This is a genomic window from Pseudomonas sp. FG13 (assembly GCF_057809755.1).
Genome location: NZ_JBMDKO010000012.1, coordinates 17,416 through 35,481, shown reverse-complemented (window position 1 = coordinate 35,481; position 18,066 = coordinate 17,416). Strand labels below are relative to the sequence as shown.

General features: G+C 61.4%; 13 protein-coding genes. 8 read left to right on the top strand and 5 right to left on the bottom strand.

The features are described from left to right. Positions 1 to 25: 25 nt before the first annotated feature. Positions 26 to 1,192 (bottom strand): MFS transporter, encoded by a 1,167-nt coding sequence (locus ACODTO_RS12665; RefSeq protein WP_489106523.1) that lies wholly within the window; start codon positions 1,190 to 1,192, stop codon positions 26 to 28. Between the two features lie 136 nt (positions 1,193 to 1,328). On the opposite strand from ACODTO_RS12665, the gene ACODTO_RS12660 reads away from it, so the two are divergent. Continuing rightward, complete coding sequence (locus ACODTO_RS12660; RefSeq protein WP_139643305.1) at positions 1,329 to 2,732, top strand: aminotransferase-like domain-containing protein; 1,404 nt, start codon at positions 1,329 to 1,331, stop codon at positions 2,730 to 2,732. A gap of 288 nt (positions 2,733 to 3,020) precedes the next feature. Continuing rightward, positions 3,021 to 5,150: a TonB-dependent siderophore receptor gene (locus ACODTO_RS12655; RefSeq protein WP_175386356.1), complete on the top strand. Its 2,130-nt coding sequence runs from the start codon at positions 3,021 to 3,023 to the stop codon at positions 5,148 to 5,150. 121 nt (positions 5,151 to 5,271) lie between these two features. Here ACODTO_RS12655 and ACODTO_RS12650 read toward each other — a convergent pair whose 3' ends face one another. Together ACODTO_RS12650 and ACODTO_RS12645 are read right to left on the bottom strand one after the other, a co-directional pair. Then, on the bottom strand, positions 5,272 to 6,006 hold the full coding sequence (locus ACODTO_RS12650; RefSeq protein WP_489106522.1) for an SDR family NAD(P)-dependent oxidoreductase: 735 nt from the start codon (positions 6,004 to 6,006) through the stop codon (positions 5,272 to 5,274). A gap of 307 nt (positions 6,007 to 6,313) precedes the next feature. Continuing rightward, positions 6,314 to 6,520: a tautomerase family protein gene (locus tag ACODTO_RS12645; protein WP_003202537.1), complete on the bottom strand. Its 207-nt coding sequence runs from the start codon at positions 6,518 to 6,520 to the stop codon at positions 6,314 to 6,316. A 127-nt stretch (positions 6,521 to 6,647) separates the two neighbouring features. Here ACODTO_RS12645 and ACODTO_RS12640 point away from each other — a divergent pair, with 127 nt between their 5' ends. Beyond that, on the top strand, positions 6,648 to 7,571 hold the full coding sequence (locus ACODTO_RS12640) for a LysR family transcriptional regulator (protein ID WP_139643297.1): 924 nt from the start codon (positions 6,648 to 6,650) through the stop codon (positions 7,569 to 7,571). A gap of 138 nt (positions 7,572 to 7,709) precedes the next feature. Here ACODTO_RS12640 and ACODTO_RS12635 read toward each other — a convergent pair whose 3' ends face one another. Together ACODTO_RS12635 and ACODTO_RS12630 are read right to left on the bottom strand one after the other, a co-directional pair. Continuing rightward, positions 7,710 to 8,144: a nuclear transport factor 2 family protein gene (locus ACODTO_RS12635; RefSeq protein WP_139643294.1), complete on the bottom strand. Its 435-nt coding sequence runs from the start codon at positions 8,142 to 8,144 to the stop codon at positions 7,710 to 7,712. 689 nt (positions 8,145 to 8,833) lie between these two features. Further along, a complete protein-coding gene (locus ACODTO_RS12630; RefSeq protein WP_489106521.1) occupies positions 8,834 to 9,724 on the bottom strand; it encodes a LysR family transcriptional regulator in 891 nt (296 codons plus the stop codon). A 108-nt stretch (positions 9,725 to 9,832) separates the two neighbouring features. On the opposite strand from ACODTO_RS12630, the gene ACODTO_RS12625 reads away from it, so the two are divergent. The 5 genes from ACODTO_RS12625 to nahK all read left to right on the top strand — a co-directional run bounded on the left by ACODTO_RS12625 (position 9,833) and on the right by nahK (position 17,928). Then, entirely contained in the window at positions 9,833 to 11,230 is a 1,398-nt protein-coding gene (locus tag ACODTO_RS12625) for an MFS transporter (RefSeq protein ID WP_139643290.1), read from the top strand. Further along, positions 11,227 to 12,501, top strand: coding sequence for a glucarate dehydratase family protein (locus ACODTO_RS12620; RefSeq protein ID WP_175363597.1), 1,275 nt, complete (start codon positions 11,227 to 11,229; stop codon positions 12,499 to 12,501). The genes ACODTO_RS12625 and ACODTO_RS12620 overlap by 4 nt, the downstream gene beginning before the upstream one ends. A gap of 323 nt (positions 12,502 to 12,824) precedes the next feature. Then, positions 12,825 to 14,009, top strand: coding sequence for a porin (locus ACODTO_RS12615; RefSeq protein WP_464709045.1), 1,185 nt, complete (start codon positions 12,825 to 12,827; stop codon positions 14,007 to 14,009). 183 nt (positions 14,010 to 14,192) lie between these two features. Then, entirely contained in the window at positions 14,193 to 15,356 is a 1,164-nt protein-coding gene (gene nosP / locus ACODTO_RS12610) for a nitric oxide-sensing protein NosP (protein WP_175386350.1), read from the top strand. Further along, positions 15,286 to 17,928 (top strand): hybrid sensor histidine kinase/response regulator NahK/ErcS', encoded by a 2,643-nt coding sequence (gene nahK / locus ACODTO_RS12605; protein ID WP_139643280.1) that lies wholly within the window; start codon positions 15,286 to 15,288, stop codon positions 17,926 to 17,928. Before nosP ends, nahK begins: the two co-directional genes overlap by 71 nt. Positions 17,929 to 18,066: the final 138 nt, after the last annotated feature.

Here is an 18,066-nt window from a genome sequence, read left to right as displayed (position 1 = left end):
AATCCCCTCGCCACAGGGGGATGTGTCAGCCGTGGGACATACGGGTGACATACGCCTCTGTCCGCACGATGACCCATCCCGTCACCAACGCACCCAGCGACAACGCCACCCCGAACAGGACCAACGCCACATCGGCGCCGAATTGATCAGCCAAAAGGCCTGTGACCACCACCGGAATGCTGAACCCGACGTACGCGAACAGGAAGAACCCGGCACTGACCCGGGCCTTTTCCTGGCCGGCCAGTGCGGTGATCGCCGATAGCCCGCCCAGGTACAGAAAACCGTAGCATGCACTGCTGGCCCCCAGCGCCCCGAGCAACACCGCGATCAGCGAACCGGTGCTCGCGCCCCAGGCCAGCAGGGCATAGCTCAAGGGCAGTACCAGCAAACCAAACCCGGTGGCCCTGGCCGGCTGCATGCGGCGGGCCCACGGTTGGAACAGCAACCCGCAACTGATCACCGTGAAGGTCGACAGGCCTGACCATTGCTGCAGATCGTGGCGTGCCAGCACCGAGGGCAGTATCGCGATGACCAGACCCGAGGTCGCCCAGGCCAGCAGCATGGAGAAGCCATAGGGCAGGCTGCCGGCGGGGAACAGCGGCAGGCGCAGCATCGGCGCCCGAGTCGTTCTGGCGGCAGGGTCCGGCAGCCTGGACACCACGACGATCGCGATACCGGCCAGAATCAGTTGCAGCCAGAAACTGCCGGGCACGACACTCTGATGGACAAAGAGGAACAGACTGGTCAATGCGGCCCCCAGGCCGAACCCCAGGGAGGTGCTGGCGGTGATCCGATTGGCAGCGGAGCGGCTATCGCCGCCGGCCATCAGTTCGGTCATATAGGCCGTCGAAGTAGCCGAGGCCAGGCCCGTGCCCACGCCCATCATCAGCCGCGCCAGGCCCAGCGCGACGAGGTTTGGCCAGATGGAGGTGACGACCGTCGCCAGCATCGACAAACCCAGCGCCAGCAGTATCAGGGGCCGGCGTCCGACCCGGTCGGCCAGCCCGCCGAAGGCCAGCAGCACCGGCAACACCCCCAGCACATAGCACGAAAAGGCGACCGCCGTGGCACCGGCGCCGTAGCCGGATGCCTGGGCATAGGTGGTATATAGCGGCGCCTGCAGGTTGACCGCAAGGGTGATCAGGCAAAGGCCGAAAGCCAGTCCCCATGAGTGTCGATGTTGTGCGTCCAAGCGTGTTCCCCGGGAGTCGTTGAGTAGGCGTCCGCTGGACTATCACTGCCGGGCTTCGCGGGAACAAGGAACAGGCCTAGGGGTTTTGTGATTAACTGTTCGCTTGAAATCGGCGAACACTTCAAGAGCACCCAGCATGGACCTGAACATCGACCGAAATGCCGTCGAACCCGTGACCCGGCAATTGATGACTCAGCTCGTGGGCTGGATCAGCAGCCATCGCATCCGCCCCGGTGCCCGAATGCCTTCCATCCGGCAACTGGCCCAGGAAAACGACGTCAGCCTGTCGTGCGTGATCAAGGCCTATGACCAACTGGTTGCCAGCGGGGTGTTGGAGTCCCGGCATGGATCGGGTTTCTTCGTCGCGCACCAGGTGTCTCGGCCCCTGGAAACGGATGTTGAAACGGGTGAGGGGGCATGGACTTTATTCGACAACGAATCGACGCAGCTCAAGCTCGGCTGCGGCTGGCTGCCCGACACCTGGCGCGACGACGCCGATCTGGGTCAGGCGATCCGCCAGGTGGTGCGCAGCGACAATCAGGCACTGTTCAACTACAGCACGCCCCTGGGCTCTGTTCATCTGCGCCAGCACATCCAGAAACGCCTGGGCCTGATCGACATACACACCGATCTTGCGCAGATCCTCACCACCCAAGGCGCCAGTCATGGCCTCGACCTGCTGGTGCGCACGCTGCTCAAGCCCGGCGACCTGGTCCTGGTGGAAAGCCCTGGTTACTACAACCTGTTCAATTTGCTGAGGTTGCACGGGGTCAGGACCGTGGCGGTGCCGAGAGGTCCCCAAGGCCCGGATATCGAGAGCCTGGAGCACTTGCTCGAACAGCACAAACCCACCTACTTTTTCATCAACAGCATGTACCAGAACCCCACCGGCACCAGCCTCGCGCCGAGCGTCGCGTATCGACTGCTGCAACTGGCCAACCAGCACGATTTCCGCCTCATCGAAGACGACATCTACGCCGACTTCCAGAATGGGCCGACGTCCCGCCTGGCGACTCTGGATGGCCTGGACCGGGTGATCTACCTGGCGAGCTTTTCCAAGACGTTGTCCAGTTCGCTGCGCATCGGTTACGTCGTCGCCCAGCCCGACGTCATCCACCGGCTGGCCGAGGTCAAGATGGTGACCGGCATCGGCTGCTCGCTGTTGGCGGAAAATGTCGTGGCGACACTGCTCGCCAATGGCGCTTATCGCAAGTTGCTGCAACGCCTGCGTCAGCGTTTGAACAAGCAGATGGCGAGTACGCTGCGCCAACTTGACCAGGCGCATTGGGAGGTCTTCGCCGAGCCGACCGGAGGCCTGTTCGTGTGGGCCAGGCCCCGATATGTGGAGAGCGAGCAAGTGCTGCAGATCGCTCGTGAAGCGCAGGTCCAGCTCTCACAGGGCGCCAGTTTCATGCCGGCTGGGGAGACGTGCGACTGGCTGCGGCTGAACGTGGCGTTCGTTCAGGATGTTCGTGCGCAGACGTTTTTCCGTCGGATCGAAGAGGCGTCGCTGGCTGAACAGAGAAATGAAGCTCTGTGAGAGTTGGTAGGAATGCATGATTCTGTGGGAGCAAAGCTTGCTCGCGATTGGAAATCTCAGTCGGTAACAATGTTGGCGAGTCTGTCGCCATCGCGAGCAAGCTTTGCTCCCACAGAGTGCTTTGTTGTTGATCCTTGATTTGATGGCGCTCGAGTGGCGATGGTGAGCGCAGACTGCGGAATGCTAATGGTAATTTGTATCAAACAGGAATGAGTTGCTGTATCTTTCGCGACACATTCTTGTCGACTGTCCGGAGACGGTCGGTTTTTCCATTAAGGTTGTGTTTCGATGCGTCGGATTCTCGTTTCACTGTGTGTGCTCCAGGCTTATTCCGTTTCCACCTGGGCAGATGAGCCCATCGCCCCGGACCCGGCGCCGCTGGAGTTGCAGGCCACGGACATCGTGGGGCTTTCGGACACTGAAACCGCGCAGGGGCCCGTCAACGGCTATCACGCCACCCGTTCGGCCAGCGCCACGCGCACCGACACCGCCATTCATGAAACCCCGCAATCCATCAGCGTAGTGTCCCGCGACGTGGTGGAAGACCTCGGCGCTACACGCCTGCAGGATGCCCTCGATTACGCGGGTGGCGTGGGGCGGGCCAACAACTTCGGCGGCCAGGGCCTGACCACGTTCACGGTGCGCGGTTTCACCACCGGAGAGTTCTATCGCAACGGTTTCCCGATCAACCGTGGCTACCCGAACATGCCCGACGCCAATACCATCGAGCGGCTTGAAGTGCTGCGCGGCCCGGCGACCATGCTGTACGGCCGTGGCGATCCAGGCGGCACATTCAACGTGGTGTCCAAGCAACCGCTGGCCGAGCGCACGGTGACCCTGGGCAGCCAGCTCAACGACCAGGGCATGCGTCGCGGCACGCTGGATGCATCCGGGCCGTTGGATGAGGAGGGGCGCCTGGCCTATCGCCTGAACGTGATCGGTGAGGGTGGCGACACCTTCCGCGACCATGTCGAGACCGAGCGTTATGGCGTCGCGCCGGTGCTGAGCTGGCAGGTCAACGACACCACCCGCCTGACGTTCGAAGGCGACTTCATGCGCAACAACCATCCGCTGGACCGTGGCCTGACGCATTACGCTGGCCAGCGTGGCACGGCCTCCCGGGATACCTTCTTCGGCGAAAAAGACGCCGGCAAATTGCACAACGACAACAACATGGCGCAGCTGCGTTTCGAGCACATGCTCAACGACGACTGGACCCTGGCCGGTGGCACCCAGTGGCTCGACGGCACCTTGCAGGGCAACGCGGTGGAAGGCAACGGCATCGCCGCCGACGGCCGCACCCTGGGCCGTAACTTCAATTACCGCAAACTGGAATGGACCGACCGGGACACGCAGCTCAACCTCACCGGGCACTTTTCAACCGGCGGGTTCGAGCACACGTTGTTGACCGGGGTCGAGTACGAAGACTACGACTATCAGTCGATCATTCAGCGTTCCGCCGCCGGGGCGGGTGCCTACCCGATCGATATCTTCGATCCGGTGTATGGTCAGCCTCGTCCGGCCCTGACACGTACCCCCACCGACGACCAGGAGAACCTCAAGACATTCGGTGTGTTCGTCCAGGATCAGGTGGCGCTCACCGAGCGCCTGAAGCTGTTGGCGGGGGCGCGTTTCGAGCGCTTTGAACATGAGTACGAGACCTTCGTGCCCAATGGCAGGAACTGGGACAAGAATGACAGCGCGGTAACGCCGCGGGTCGGGGTGATTTACGACCTGACTGACACAGTGGCCGTTTACGCGAACACTGCCCGTTCTTTCAAGCCCAACACCGGTGCCAGCCGTCAGGGTGGCGGATTCAAGCCGGAAGAGGGCAAGTCCTATGAGATGGGCGTGAAGTGGGAAGCGCTGGATCGTCAGCTGAGTGTCGATGCCGCCATCTACCAGATCGAAAAACGCAACGTACTTACCACCGATCCAGTGGATTCGACTTTCAGTGTGGCGGCAGGCGAAGTGCGCAGCCGTGGCTTCGACCTGAACGTGGCGGGCAACCTGACACCGGAGTGGCGCATGATCGGCGGCTATGCTTATGTCGATGCCGAGGTGACCAAGGACACCAGTATCCCCAGCGGCACCCGCCTGCTCAACGTGCCGAAGAACACCTTCAGTCTGTTGAACGTCTACGAGTTCCAGGACGGTGGCCTCAAGGGGCTGGGCCTGGGAGCGGGGGTCAGATACGTGGATGAGCGGGCCGGCCAGACCGCGGCGAATGCGTTCTCGATGGACAGCTATACCGTCGTCGACCTGCTCGGCTACTACAAGGTCAACGAACGGATCCGCCTGAACCTGGACCTGAAGAACCTGTTCGACGCCGATTACGAGGAAGGCGCCTTCGGCAACGTCTACGCCTACCCGGGCGCACCGCGAACGGTGCAGGCGGGCATTTCCTATACCCTCTAAAGCAAGTGCACTCCCTGTGGGAGCGAGCTTGCTCGCGATAGCGGTCTGTCAGTCAATAATTTCCATCTGACACACCGCCATCGTGAGCAGGCTCGCTCCCACAATGGGGCTGTGGCGATGCCTACCACTTACCCGTGCTCATCCCGCCATCCACCGGCAGTACCGCGCCGGTCGTAAAGTCGGCGCTCGCCAGATACAGCACGGCCTCGGCGATTTCCCCTATGGTGCCCACGCGGCCGGCCGGGGCCAGGTGGTTGAGGAATTCGCGATGGGCCGGGTCATGCATCGGCGTATCGATGATCCCGGGCGCGACGGCGTTGACCTTGATGTTGTGCGGCGACAGCTCGAGGGCCAGGGCCCGGGTCATCTGGTTGACGCCGCCCTTGATCAACACCGGCAGTGCGGCTGGCACCTGGATATTCGGCTGCAGGGCCACAGCGGCGGAAATGTTGATGATGAAGCCCTGCCGGCGACCGATCATGTGCGCGGCGGCCGCCTGGCTGGCGTAGACCAGTCCCTTGAGGTTGGTGTCCAGCAACGACTCCAGGTCTTGGGGGCTGTATTCGATGAAGGGTTTGGGCAGGAAGAACCCGGCATTGTTCACCAGCCCATCAACGGCGCCGAACGCTTCGATGGCTTTGGCGATGAGCTGGGTCGACGTGGCAGGGGCGGCGATATCGCCGGCCACACCGATGAAACGGGCCGAATGATCGAACCGCCCGGCGGCGTCGTCCAGCCCCGCGCGGGAACGGGCATTGCCGACCACGTTATAACCCCGGTCCAGAAACGCCTTGACCAGACCCAGGCCGATGCCGCTGGAGGCACCGGTGATGATGACGGTTTTGTTGAGACTCATGATGTGACTCCTGATCGTTGAGTTGAACCGCTGCGCCGGTAGGGGCGCTGGTTGAGATCAGGGTATTGATGCGCTGGAGATTGATAAACGGGGCGGGCGGTACTTGAGTTGATACTTGATGTAATTAATCTCTCATTCAACCCAAGCCCCTTGTGGGAGCGAGCCTGCTCGCGATAGCGGTCTGTCAGTAGAACAATTTTCAGCTGACACACCGCTATCGCGAGCAGGCTCGCTCCCACAGGGGGAAATAGGGCCGACAGGCACAAAAAAGCCCGGTCAATCAGCCGGGCTCGATGAAAGCAGATCCTCACTCCTTGGGAAGACTTCGGTATTGCGTGGTTGTCATGCCCGCATAACCCCAGTTATCCGTATCGACTTCCTCGATCACGATATGGGTCAGGTGCGGATCCTTGCCCAGTACACGCTGGAGGGTTTCAGTGATCTCCGAGATCACCTGGGCTTTCTGTTCGCGGGTGACGCCATCGCGGGTGATACGCACATTGACGAAAGGCATGTTGCACTCCTGCTGGTTGAGAGAAGGCGCGCAGGTTTCCCAGCGCGACCGAAGCCACTGTATTTATACGCCACGGGCTGATAAATAGACCTCTACGATCTTCAGTTGATACACGGTGTAACGAATTATGAAGCGACATTTCGAAGACCTGCAGTTGGGCAGCATAGAACTGTTTTGCCTGGCAGCCGAAGCGGGCAGCTTCACGGCAGCGGCCCAGGTGGCAGGCGTGACCCCGGCGGCGGTGAGCCGTTCGATTTTTCGCCTGGAGGAACGCCTGGGTTCGCGCCTGTTCGTACGCACCACCCGCAGCATCCGCCTGACCGACGCCGGCAAGACCTATTTCGAGCAGTGCCGGCAGGCGTTGACCCAACTGGTGGAGGCGCAACAGGAGATGATGGGGGCGCAATCGATGCCGTCCGGGCAACTGCGCATCAGCCTGCCCACGACCTATGGTCATCACCGGATCCTGCCCTTGCTGCCGGCATTCCGCGCGCTGTACCCGCAAGTCAGCGTGGACGTGCACCTGAGCAACCGGAATATCGACTTCGTCGCCGAGGGCTATGACCTGGCGATTCGGGTCCGCGCCCAGCCAGACTCTTCTCTGATTGCACGCTTGCTGGAGGATGCGAAGCTGGTGGTGGTCGCGGCGCCGGACTATCTGCGCAGGGTCGGCACGCCGCGCACCCTCGAAGACCTGGACGATCACGAATGCATTCAGTTCGAGTTGCCCAGCAGCGGCCGGCGAATTTCCTGGCTGTTCAATGTCGACGGCAAGGAGCGGGAGGTATTCGGTCAGGGTAACTATTGCTGTTCGGACGATGTGCTGGGGGGGGTGACGCTGGCCAAGCATGGCGCGGGACTGTTCCAGACCTACCGCTTCATCGTCGAGCAGGAACTGGCGGACGGAGACCTGGTGGAAGTGCTGCAGCCATTCAGTGGTCGCTCACGTCCCTTCACCTTGCTCTATCCCCATGGCCGCTACATGCCCCAACGGGTTCGCGCCTTCGTCGATTTCCTGTTGCAGCATCGGGAGCAGTGGGCTGGCGGCTAAGGGCAATCCCTGTGGGAGCGAGCCTGCTCGCGATAGCGGTAGTCACTGGACTGACGCCATCGCGAGCAGGCTCGCTCCCACATTGGGTCCTGGGTTGACCGCAAGATCACTGTCTACTGACAGACCCTGTGGAGGTGATTAGAACTTGAACGCCTGCCGCCCGATCAGCAGCCACTTGCCATTCTTCTGCTTCTGCCAGATCTGAAAGTTCTCGATTTCAGTCGGCACGATGTCGGTGCCCTTGATCGCCTGGGCCGAGAAATGGTTGCGCACCAGGGCGGTGTCACCTGACAGGGTGATTTTCTGATTCTTCATTTCCAGGGTCTTGAACGCGCTCTTGCCGGTTTCGATGTCGGCGATGAAAGCTTTCTTGTCCTGGATGTTGCCGCTGGAGTGACCGTAGGTGAGGTTCTCGGCAGCCAAGGCCTGAAGCTGGGGAATGTCCTTGTGCAGCATGGCCTGGGTCAGGTGGTCGACGGCCTGGGCCACGTCTTGCTCGGCCGAAGCAACGGCCGTGGCTGCGTAGCCGCTGAACAGGCACAGGAAGCTGATGACCAATGTCGCTTTCTTCATGGGTGTTTCCTTGTTGTTGTAGGCATGAGGAATAGTGTGAGCGCTTTGGAATGTGCTCGTCTGTCATCGTACAACTGTTTTGAGCGTGAGGATAGCGAAGGTGTGGGTCGTGGCAAAGCGTGCGCATCGTTCGCAGGCCTTGTGGAGAGGGAGCATGCTCCTGCTGGGTTGTGCAGAGGCACTCAGGAACGACCCGTTGGACCGTAAGGGCGGATGTTCCTTTATTGACCGTGTGCGTGGAACGTAAAAAAAGAGCCTGATAGTTTCAATCAGGCTCTGAAATGAATAGATGAACCCCCTGGCTTCTGACAGGAAGTTAACTGATTTGATAGGTGTCAGATAATTCTGAAACTTCAACTGAGTACTCATTGGAATTCATATCTTTATAGCTAAGTCGTCCAGCAAAAACAAATTTGAAGTAAACTTTTTTACTTGAACCGTCCTTACCTTCAATGAAGATTAAGTCGTCAGGACGATAATTTTTAAAGCTCTGTTCAGTACAAGTGTGGTTTCGCATTTCGCGTTCTCCGAAGGGGGCGGAGACGTGATTGTTTTTTATTTTTATTGAATAGAGAACTGTCAGGTTTGACAGTTTTATATAAGACTTTCAGGCGGTATTTGGTCTCTTTATTCAGTTGGGGCAGGTTATCTGAGCCTGTCTGGCAGGCGATTCACTTATGCTTCAGAAATCACCCCCGAACCGCCCCCCGAATCCCTTCCAGTAACATGGTGAACGCCGGGTTGTCATTGTCTTCGTGCCACACCAGATGCAACTCGCTCTGTACCCCTTCGCCCAGATCGATTTCCCGGAACACCACCTGCTTGAACACCACGCTGGTGGCACAGCGCGGCACCAGCGCCAGGCCCATGCCGGCGTTGACCAGCGCCAGGATCGTCAGTGATGAGCCCAGCCATTGCACGAATTGCGGCGCGACCCGGGCCGAGCGGAGCATGCCGGTGAGCAATTCGTTGAAGGGTGGGTAGGCGGAGTGGGAATACATCAGAAACGGCTCGCTATCGAGGTCCTGGACGCTGACGGATTCGGCACGGGCCAGCGGATGACTTGCAGGCACCGCCAGGACAAAGGGCTCGCGCACCAGGCATTCGGTGGCGTAGCCGGTTTCCAGCAGCGGCGAGCGGACGATGCCCAGGTCGATACGCCGCGCGCGCAAGGCTTCATGCTGTTGGTAGGTGTTCATTTCCGACAGGACGATTTTCACTTGGGGCTGTTTCAGCCGTGCTTCGGCAATGACCTTGGGCAGGAACTCGTACACCGCACTGCCGACGAAGCTGATGGTGACCGAGCCGATGTCGCCCTGGGCGAAGCGCCGGGCGGCCGTGGCGGCTTGTTGCGCCTGCTCCAGCAGGTTCTGCGCCTCGATGAAAAAAGCCCGGCCGGCGGCGGTGAGGGCAACGCTGCGGGTGCTGCGGGTGAACAGCTCGACGCCCAGGTGATGCTCCAGCAGTTGGATCTGCCGGCTCAAGGGCGGCTGGGTCATGTTCAACCGTTCGGCGGCGCGGCGGAAATTGAGTTCCGTTGCGACGGTGGTAAAGCAGCGCAGCTGGGCCAGTTCAAACATTGATTCAATCCAGGTATCAATCAAGTGCCAAGTTAGATTAGACGGGAACAATACACGCCGTCCATCATCGAGCCGTTCCCCACAAAAACAACGATTGGGAGGCTCCCCTTGAACAACGTACCGGACTCCACCGATGACAGTACCCTGGCGCGCGCCGCGGCCAAGGTCAAACGTCATGTACTGCCCCTGGTGGTGGTGATGTTCATCGTCAACTACATCGACCGGGTCAACATCGGTTTCGTACGCAGCCACCTGGAAACCGACCTGGGTATTGGTGCCGCCGCCTATGGCCTTGGCGCCGGGCTGTTCTTCGTTGGCTACGCGCTGTTCGAAGTACCGTCCAACATGCTCCTGCAACGCTACGGCGCCCGGGCCTGGCTGACGCGGATCATGTTCACCTGGGGCGCGGCGGCGATGGCCATGGCCTTCGTGCGCGGCGAAACCAGTTTCTACGTGCTGCGCTTCATTCTCGGCGCAGCGGAGGCGGGGTTCTTTCCCGGCATCATCTACTACTTCACTCAATGGTTGCCGGCCAACGAGCGCGGCAAGGCGATGGCGATCTTCCTCAGCGGTTCGGCCATCGCTTCGGTGATTTCCGGGCCGGTGTCAGGTGCGCTGTTGAATGTCAGCGGCATGGGCCTGCATGGCTGGCAGTGGATGTTCCTGATCGAAGGTTTTGCCTCTATCGTGCTGTGCGGGTTTGTCTGGTTCTGGCTGCAATCGCACCCCAACCAGGCCAAATGGTTGACCGCCGAAGAGAAAGCCGTGTTGACCGCGACGATTGCCGAAGAACAGCGGGCCCGGGAAGCCGCGCAGGTGGTCAAGCCATCGATGTTCAAGCTGCTCGCCGACCGGCAGATCGCGCTGTTCTGTTTCATCTATTTCTCTATCGCCCTGACGATCTATGGCGCCACGTTCTGGCTGCCGAGCATGATCAGGAAAATGGGTAGCCTGGGGGATTTCCAGGTCGGTTTGCTCAACTCCATCCCGTGGATCATTTCCATCGTGGCGATGTACGGCTTTGCAGCCCTGGCCGGCAAATGGAAATTCCAGCAGGCGTGGGTCGCGGCGACCCTGGTGATCGCGGCGTTCGGCATGTTCATGTCCACCACCGGCGGGCCAATCTTCGCCTTCGTCGCCATCTGTTTCGCGGCCATTGGTTTCAAGGCGGCGTCGGCGTTGTTCTGGCCGATTCCCCAGGGTTACCTGGACGCCCGCATCGCGGCGGCGGTGATTGCCTTGATCAACTCCATCGGCAACCTCGGCGGCTTCGTTGCACCGACGGCATTCGGCTTCCTGGAGCAGACCACCGGCTCCATCGAGGGCGGCCTGTACGGCCTGGCGATTACCTCACTGATCGCCGCCGTGGTGATCTTTTTCGCCCGCACTTCGCCGGGGCGTGACACGCCCAGCTCATTGTCCGGCAAGCGCGAAACCCCCGCGCAGGCCCGTCCGCAGGAAAACCACCGAGCCTTGAACCCTGGCCCATCGGGAGCCGCTGTATGAAGATCAAACGCGTCACCGTCACCCCCATTGCCTTTCGCGATCCACCATTGCTCAACGCCAGCGGCATCCATGAGCCATTTGCGCTGCGCTCGATCATCGAGATCGAGAGTGACAACGGCTACATCGGTTTGGGCGAGAGCTACGGCGATGCCCCGGCCCTGGCGATCCAGCAGCAACTGCAGGACCAGTTGATCGGCCTGGACCCGTTCAACCTCAACCAGTTGCGGGCCATCGTCCAGGCCACCGTCGCCGCGCAACGGCCCGCCAGTGTCGCCGGCGCCGAACTGGCGCCGGGCTCCCATGCGAGCAAGGCCGTGAGCAACGCCTACTCGGCATTTGAAGTGGCTTGCCTGGACCTTCAGGCCCATTACCTGAACGTGCCGTTGGTGGATCTGCTGGGCGGCGCGATTCGCGAGGAAATACCGTTCAGTGCGTACCTGTTTTTCAAGTACGCCGAGCACATCGATTCGCCGTATCCGCCGGACAGCTGGGGCGAGGCGCTGACTGAACAGCAGATCGTCGCCCAGGCCCGGCGCATGATCACCGACTACGGTTTCAAGAGCATCAAGCTCAAGGCTGGCGCACTGGAGCCGGAGCATGAAGTGGCGTGCATCAAGGCGCTGAAACAGGCGTTTCCCGGCTACCCGTTGCGCATCGACCCGAATGCCAACTGGTCGCTGGAAACCTCCATTCGCATGGCCGAGCTGCTGGGCGATGACCTGCAGTATTACGAAGACCCGACGCCGGGGCTGGAGGGCATGTCCGAGCTGCACAAGCGCACCGGCCTGCCGTTGGCGACCAACATGGTGGTCACCGATTTCGACGAGTTTCGCCGCAGCGTAGCGCTGAACAGCGTGCAGATCGTGTTGGCCGACCACCATTACTGGGGCGGCCTGCGGGACACCCAGGCGCTGGCGAAAATGTGCGACACCTTTGGCCTCGGCGTGTCGATGCATTCGAACTCGCACCTGGGCATCAGCCTCATGGCCATGGCCCACGTGGCCGCCGCGGTGCCGAACCTGGACTATGCCTGCGACACCCATTACCCATGGCAAGAGCCGGATGAGGAGGTGATCAAGGGGGGCAAGCTGCCGATTGTCGATGGCTGCGTGAAAATCACCCGGGCACCGGGACTCGGGCTGGAGCTGGACCGGGACCAACTGGGCATGTTGCATGAACAGTTCCTGCGCTGCGGCATTCGCCAGCGCGACGATGTGCGGCAGATGCAGCGCTACCGACCGGACTGGAAGACCGTCAAGCCGAGGTTCTGAACTGAAGCAAGGAGGCCTTTGTGGCGAGGGGATTTATCCCCGCTGGGCTGCGGAGCAGCCCTAAAACCCGACAACTCGGTATGCCAGACAGAATGGGGGGCTGCTTTGCAGCCCAGCGGGGATAAATCCCCTCGCCACAAGTAGATGTGCCAGCCCACACCCAAAGTACCGCGTCCGCCGGCAGTGCAGTCGTACACCCAAACTGCCGCGCCGGGCCGGCGCTTCCAAAGCACCCGCCAATTGCCTCCAAGGCAGCGTATGGCGGGGCCCGCAGCCTTTCGATAATCGCCTCCGACATCCCGTCCCCTGTTGCGGAGCGCGCCATGCACAACAATAAGAATACCCGTCGCCGTTTTATGCCTGCGGTCATCGCCAGCCTCTCGACCCTCGGCCTGACGCCTTGGGCCCAGGCTGAAATCATGCTGTACGACAAGGACCAGACCACCTTTTCCACCGACGGCTACATCAACGCCTTCTACGTCAACAGCGACGTGGACCGGGCAGGGGACCAATACGACCGGCGCCAGGCGCGGGTCAAGATGGGTTTCCTGCCAAACTATCTGGGCTTCAACATGAGCAAGCAGGTCGATGACCTCAAGCTCGGCGCTCGCACCTCGTTCTGGGTGACTATCAACGACAGCGAAACCAACGGCACCGACACTGCCATCGACGTGCGCCAGTTCTACGGCACCGTCGCCAACCCGGAGTGGGGCGAGGTGTTGATCGGCAAGGACTTCGGCCTGTTCGCCCGCTCCAACATCCTGCTCGACGAATTGCTCGCCGGCTACGGTCAGGTCAGCGACACCCTGGGACTGGTGGACGGCGGTGGCGTGTCGTTCGGCAACATTGGCAGCGGCTACCCCTATCCGTTCCCGACCTCGCAGATCACCTATCGCACCCCGGTCATGGACGGGCTGCGGGTGGCGGTGGGGATCATGGACCCGGTGGACACCAACGACAACAGCGCCACCGGCAAGGCCTACCAGGAAAACCCGCGCACCGAGAGCGAGATCACTTACCAGTTCGACCTCGGCGGCGCAAAGATCTACAGCTGGCTCAACGGCAGCTACCAGACCTCTGACAACACCGACTCCACCGTCGAATCGGTGACCTCCAAAGGTCTGGGTTATGGCGTGCAGGCGAAGATGGGCGGCCTGTCGCTCACCGGCTCCGGGTTCACGGCCAAGGGCATCAACCCGTTCTTCACCAACAACGCCGGCGAAGCGACGTTGCGCAACGTCGACAGCAAGGGCTATCTGCTGCAAGGCTCCTACAAGCTGGGCAAGAACCGCCTGGCGCTGTCCTACGGCAAGACCGATGACGATGGCAACGGCGTGGTGGGCAGCGGCGCCGACTACGAAACCCGCGGCATTGCGCTGTTCCATGACATCAACGACAACCTCAAGCTCGTGGCCGAGTACAACCAGTTCGAAATCAACGGCCACGACACCAGCGCCCAAAATGAAGACACCGACACGTTTGCAGTGGGGGCTGTGTTGACCTGGTAAGAAGTGAATCCCCTCGCCACAAAGGGATTCGGTGTTCGAGAGTTTGTGGTGGCCCCAGCCGTGCGCATCGCGGCCCGGGCCGCCACCGTTCTCATCCCATGGAAGCGCACACCCGCTACCCAAGTAGCATTCGTGGGCCCGGCGCGGCTTCGTACACTCAAGGCTCCTGTCACGGAGGCGAAGATGCAGCAGGCCCAGAGCGAAGGCGTGGTAAGCGCGATGTCCCAGGCAACGGATGTCGAGCAAGTGGCCCAGGAACTGGCGCGGCAGTTGCTGCATCCGTACCTGGGCTTCGTGCTGTTTTTCTGTTCCGCCGAATACGATCTGCCGGCCCTCGGCCAGGCATTGTCGCAGAGCTTCGGTGGGATTCGCCTGGTGGGTTGCACCAGTGCAGGGGAAATCACCGCCCAGGGTTATGGCCGTAACTGCGTGACGGCGGTGGGCTTCGATCACCGGCATTTTTCCATTGCTGCCGAGCTGATCGGTGAAATGGGCGACTTCAGCCTGATCGACGCCCAGCAGATGGTCGAGCGACTGGCGAGCGGCTGCCGCAGCAATGCTCTGGCCCCGATCAAGGGCCACAGTTTCGCACTGACCCTGCTCGACGGCCTCTCCAGCCGCGAAGAGATGGTGTTGGCGGCGCTGAGCGCTGCCCTGGGAGACATCCCGCATTTTGGTGGCTCGGCCGGGGACGACAATTATCTGACCCACACCCATGTGTACTTCGAGGGCCAGTTCCACAGCGGCGCGGCCGTGGTGGTGTTGATCAATACCTGGCTGGAATTCGAGGTCTTCACCACCCATCACATCCTGCCCCGGGAAGAAAAACTGGTGGTGACCGGTGCCGACAGCGCTTCGCGCCGGGTCTACGAACTCAACGCCGAACCCGCCGCGGAGGAATACGCCCGGCATATCGGCGTGCCAGTGAGCGCCCTCGACTACAGGGTGTTTGCCGCCCATCCGCTGGCGGTACGCATCAACGACCAGTATTACGTGCGGGCCGTCCAACAGGTGCACTCGGACATGAGCCTGAGTTTCTACTGCGCGGTGGAGAACGGCATCGTCCTCACGGCCATGACTCCGGGCCCCTTGCTGAACAACCTGGAAAACCTCTTTGACGGCTTACAGGCGCGGCTCGGCGATCTGTTGCTGACCATCGGCTGCGACTGCTTCCTCAGGCGCCTGGAGCTGGAAGGTCGTGGCGGCCTGGAGCAGATCGGCCAGTTCCTGCGCAAACAACGGGTGATGGGTTTCAACACCTACGGAGAACAGTTCAATGGCATGCACATCAACCAGACCTTTACCGGAGTTGCCATTGCCCGACATCGCGTCCCCGGTCATCGCTGATCTGCAGGCGCAGATTGCCGGACTGCAACACGAAAATCACAAGTTGCAGCGTATCAACGCCGCGCTGATCGAGCGGGTGGAATCCGGCGTGACCCGGGGCAGTGACCCGTATGCGGCGTTCCAGCATTCAGTGGTGCTGGCCGAGCAGGTGCGCGAGCGCACCGATGCGCTGAACCAGGCCATGGCCGAGCTCAAGGCCGGCAATCATCTGCTCGGTGAGGCGCGGTTGCGGGCGGAAACGGCCCATCGGCACCTGATCGATGCCATCGAGAGTATTTCCGATGCGTTCGTGCTGTTCGACGCACAACAGCGCATCGTCCTGTTCAACAGCCGCTTCAAGGCGTTCTGGGCCCACAGTCGGGTGCGTATCATGGCCGGGATGCGCCTGGGCGAGGTCAAGCGCCTGATGACCGCCAACGGCTTGTTCAGCGAAGAAAACCGCGGCCAGGACGATGAACATGTGCTGTACCGGCTGCAGAACGGCCGCTGGTTGCAGGTCAGCGAGCGGCCGACCCAGGAGGGTGGCCGGGTGATCCTGTTCACCGACATCACCGACGTGAAACTCAGTGAAACCGTGCGCCGCGAGCAGGCCATCGCGCAGAAATCCCACCTGTTGCAGCGTGCGGTGGACAACCTCTCCCAGGGCGTGGCGATGGTCAATGCCCAGGGCGTGCTGGAGTTGTGGAACCGGCGCTTCCTGGAACTCAGCGGCCTGGCCCCGGTGGCGGCACACCGGCCGTTCAACGAAGTGATTGCCGACAGCGAACTGCAACTGTTGACCCCGGCCAGCCGCGACAGCAATGGTCGATTGATTCATGAGCGCGAGCAGCGCCTCTCCGATGGCCGGGTCCTGGAAATCCGCACCCATCCGCTGCCCACCGGTGGCTACGTCAACACTTTCACCGACATTACCGAGCGCTACCAGCATGCCGAGGCGTTGAGCGAAAGCGAGCGCTGGATCCGCCTGATCACCGACCATGTGCCGGCGCTGATCGCCTACGTCAATGCCGACCTGGTCTATGAATTCACCAACAAGGTCTACGAACAGTGGTATTGCTGGCCCCGTGGCGTGATGCTCGGCCAGAGCCTGCGCGAAGCCCACAGCGAGCAGCATTACCAGCGCCTGGAAGCCTACGTGGCCCGGGCGCTCGCCGGGGAGAGCGTGACGTTCGAATTCGCCGAAACCAACATCAACAACCAGGAACGCTACATGTTGCGTTCCTACGTGCCGAACCGCCTGGCCAATGGCGAGGTGGTGGGGATTTTCGTGCTGATCCGCGACATCACCGAACGGCGCCGCACCGCCGAGGCGCTGCACCAGGCCTACCAGAACCTGGAACAGCGGGTCCAGGAGCGCACGGCTGAACTGACGACGCTCAACGAACAGTTGTTGCGCGAGATTGATGAGCGCAGCCGCGTGGAACTGCGCCTGCGTGAAGCCAAGCGCGAGGCCGAGCAGGCCAACCTGTCGAAGACCAAGTTCCTGGCGGCGGTCAGCCACGATCTGCTGCAACCGCTCAACGCCGCGCGACTGTTCACCAGCGCCTTGCTCGAACGGCGTGAGCCGGTGGCGAATGCGCATCTGGTGCGCAACGTCAGCAATTCCTTGCAGGACGTGGAGAACCTGCTGGGTACTCTGGTGGACATCTCCAAGCTCGATGCCGGGGTGATCAAGGCGGACATCGCGCCGTTCGCCCTCAGCGAACTGCTCGACAACCTCGCCGCCGAGTACGCCCAGGTTGCCCGCAGCGAGGGGTTGGCGCTGCGCTTCGTGCCGTGTTCGGTGCTGGTGCGTAGTGACATGCAATTACTCGCCCGGATTCTGCGCAACCTGCTGAGCAATGCCATTCGCTACACCCCCAGCGGCCGCGTGGTGCTGGGGTGCCGACGCCACGGTGAGCGGGTGTCGATCCAGGTCTGGGACTCCGGCATCGGTATTGCCGAGGAGCGCCTGGAAGAAATTTTCCAGGAGTTCAAGCGCGGCGATGTACAGCGTCCGGATCAGGACCGTGGGTTGGGCCTGGGCCTGGCGATTGTCGAGAAGATCGCCGGGATCCTCGGTCACCGGATTCATGTACGGTCGTGGCCGGGCAAGGGGTCGATGTTCGCCATCGACGTGCCGTTGAGCGCCTCCGCGCCCAAGCCGGTGCCGTGCGTGGACATGAGCGAGCCGATGCTCGAGCGCTTGCGCGGGGCGCGGATCTGGGTGCTGGATAACGACGCGGCGATCTGTGCAGGCATGCGCACGTTGCTGGAAGGCTGGGGCTGTCGGGTCATCACCGCGCTGTCGGAGCAGGACCTGGCGCGTCAGGTGGGCAGCGACCACGCCGAGGTGGACCTGTTGATCGCCGACTATCATCTGGACAACGACCAGAACGGCGTCGACGCCGTGGCCCGGATCAACGCCAGCCGCAGTTCAGCGATCCCGGCGATGCTGATCACCGCCAACTACAGCAACGAACTCAAGCAACAGATCCGCGAGCGTGGGCACACCCTGATGCACAAGCCGGTGCGGCCGATGAAGCTGAAGATTGCGATGAGTCATTTGCTGGCCCAATCCAACCGTCCCTGAGCCGAACACTTTTTGTGGCAAAGCAACTGTGGGAGCAAAGCTTGCTCGCGATGCAGGCGCTGGAGTGTCAGGAAGAACACTTGGCCTTCATCGCGGGCAAGCCTTGCTCCCACAAAGTTTCTCCCCGCAAGGGCGCAG

What these genes read in the sequence shown, in the direction of transcription:
- ACODTO_RS12660 (WP_139643305.1), top strand. Translation starts at nt 1,329, where the DNA reads ATGGACCTGAACATCGACCGAAATGCCGTCGAACCCGTGACCCGGCAA.
- ACODTO_RS12655 (WP_175386356.1), top strand. Translation starts at nt 3,021, where the DNA reads ATGCGTCGGATTCTCGTTTCACTGTGTGTGCTCCAGGCTTATTCCGTT.
- ACODTO_RS12650 (WP_489106522.1), bottom strand. Translation starts at nt 6,006, where the DNA reads ATGAGTCTCAACAAAACCGTCATCATCACCGGTGCCTCCAGCGGCATC.
- ACODTO_RS12645 (WP_003202537.1), bottom strand. Translation starts at nt 6,520, where the DNA reads ATGCCTTTCGTCAATGTGCGTATCACCCGCGATGGCGTCACCCGCGAA.
- ACODTO_RS12640 (WP_139643297.1), top strand. Translation starts at nt 6,648, where the DNA reads ATGAAGCGACATTTCGAAGACCTGCAGTTGGGCAGCATAGAACTGTTT.
- ACODTO_RS12635 (WP_139643294.1), bottom strand. Translation starts at nt 8,144, where the DNA reads ATGAAGAAAGCGACATTGGTCATCAGCTTCCTGTGCCTGTTCAGCGGC.
- ACODTO_RS12630 (WP_489106521.1), bottom strand. Translation starts at nt 9,724, where the DNA reads ATGTTTGAACTGGCCCAGCTGCGCTGCTTTACCACCGTCGCAACGGAA.
- ACODTO_RS12620 (WP_175363597.1), top strand. Translation starts at nt 11,227, where the DNA reads ATGAAGATCAAACGCGTCACCGTCACCCCCATTGCCTTTCGCGATCCA.
- ACODTO_RS12615 (WP_464709045.1), top strand. Translation starts at nt 12,825, where the DNA reads ATGCACAACAATAAGAATACCCGTCGCCGTTTTATGCCTGCGGTCATC.
- nosP (WP_175386350.1), top strand. Translation starts at nt 14,193, where the DNA reads ATGCAGCAGGCCCAGAGCGAAGGCGTGGTAAGCGCGATGTCCCAGGCA.
- nahK (WP_139643280.1), top strand. Translation starts at nt 15,286, where the DNA reads ATGGCATGCACATCAACCAGACCTTTACCGGAGTTGCCATTGCCCGAC.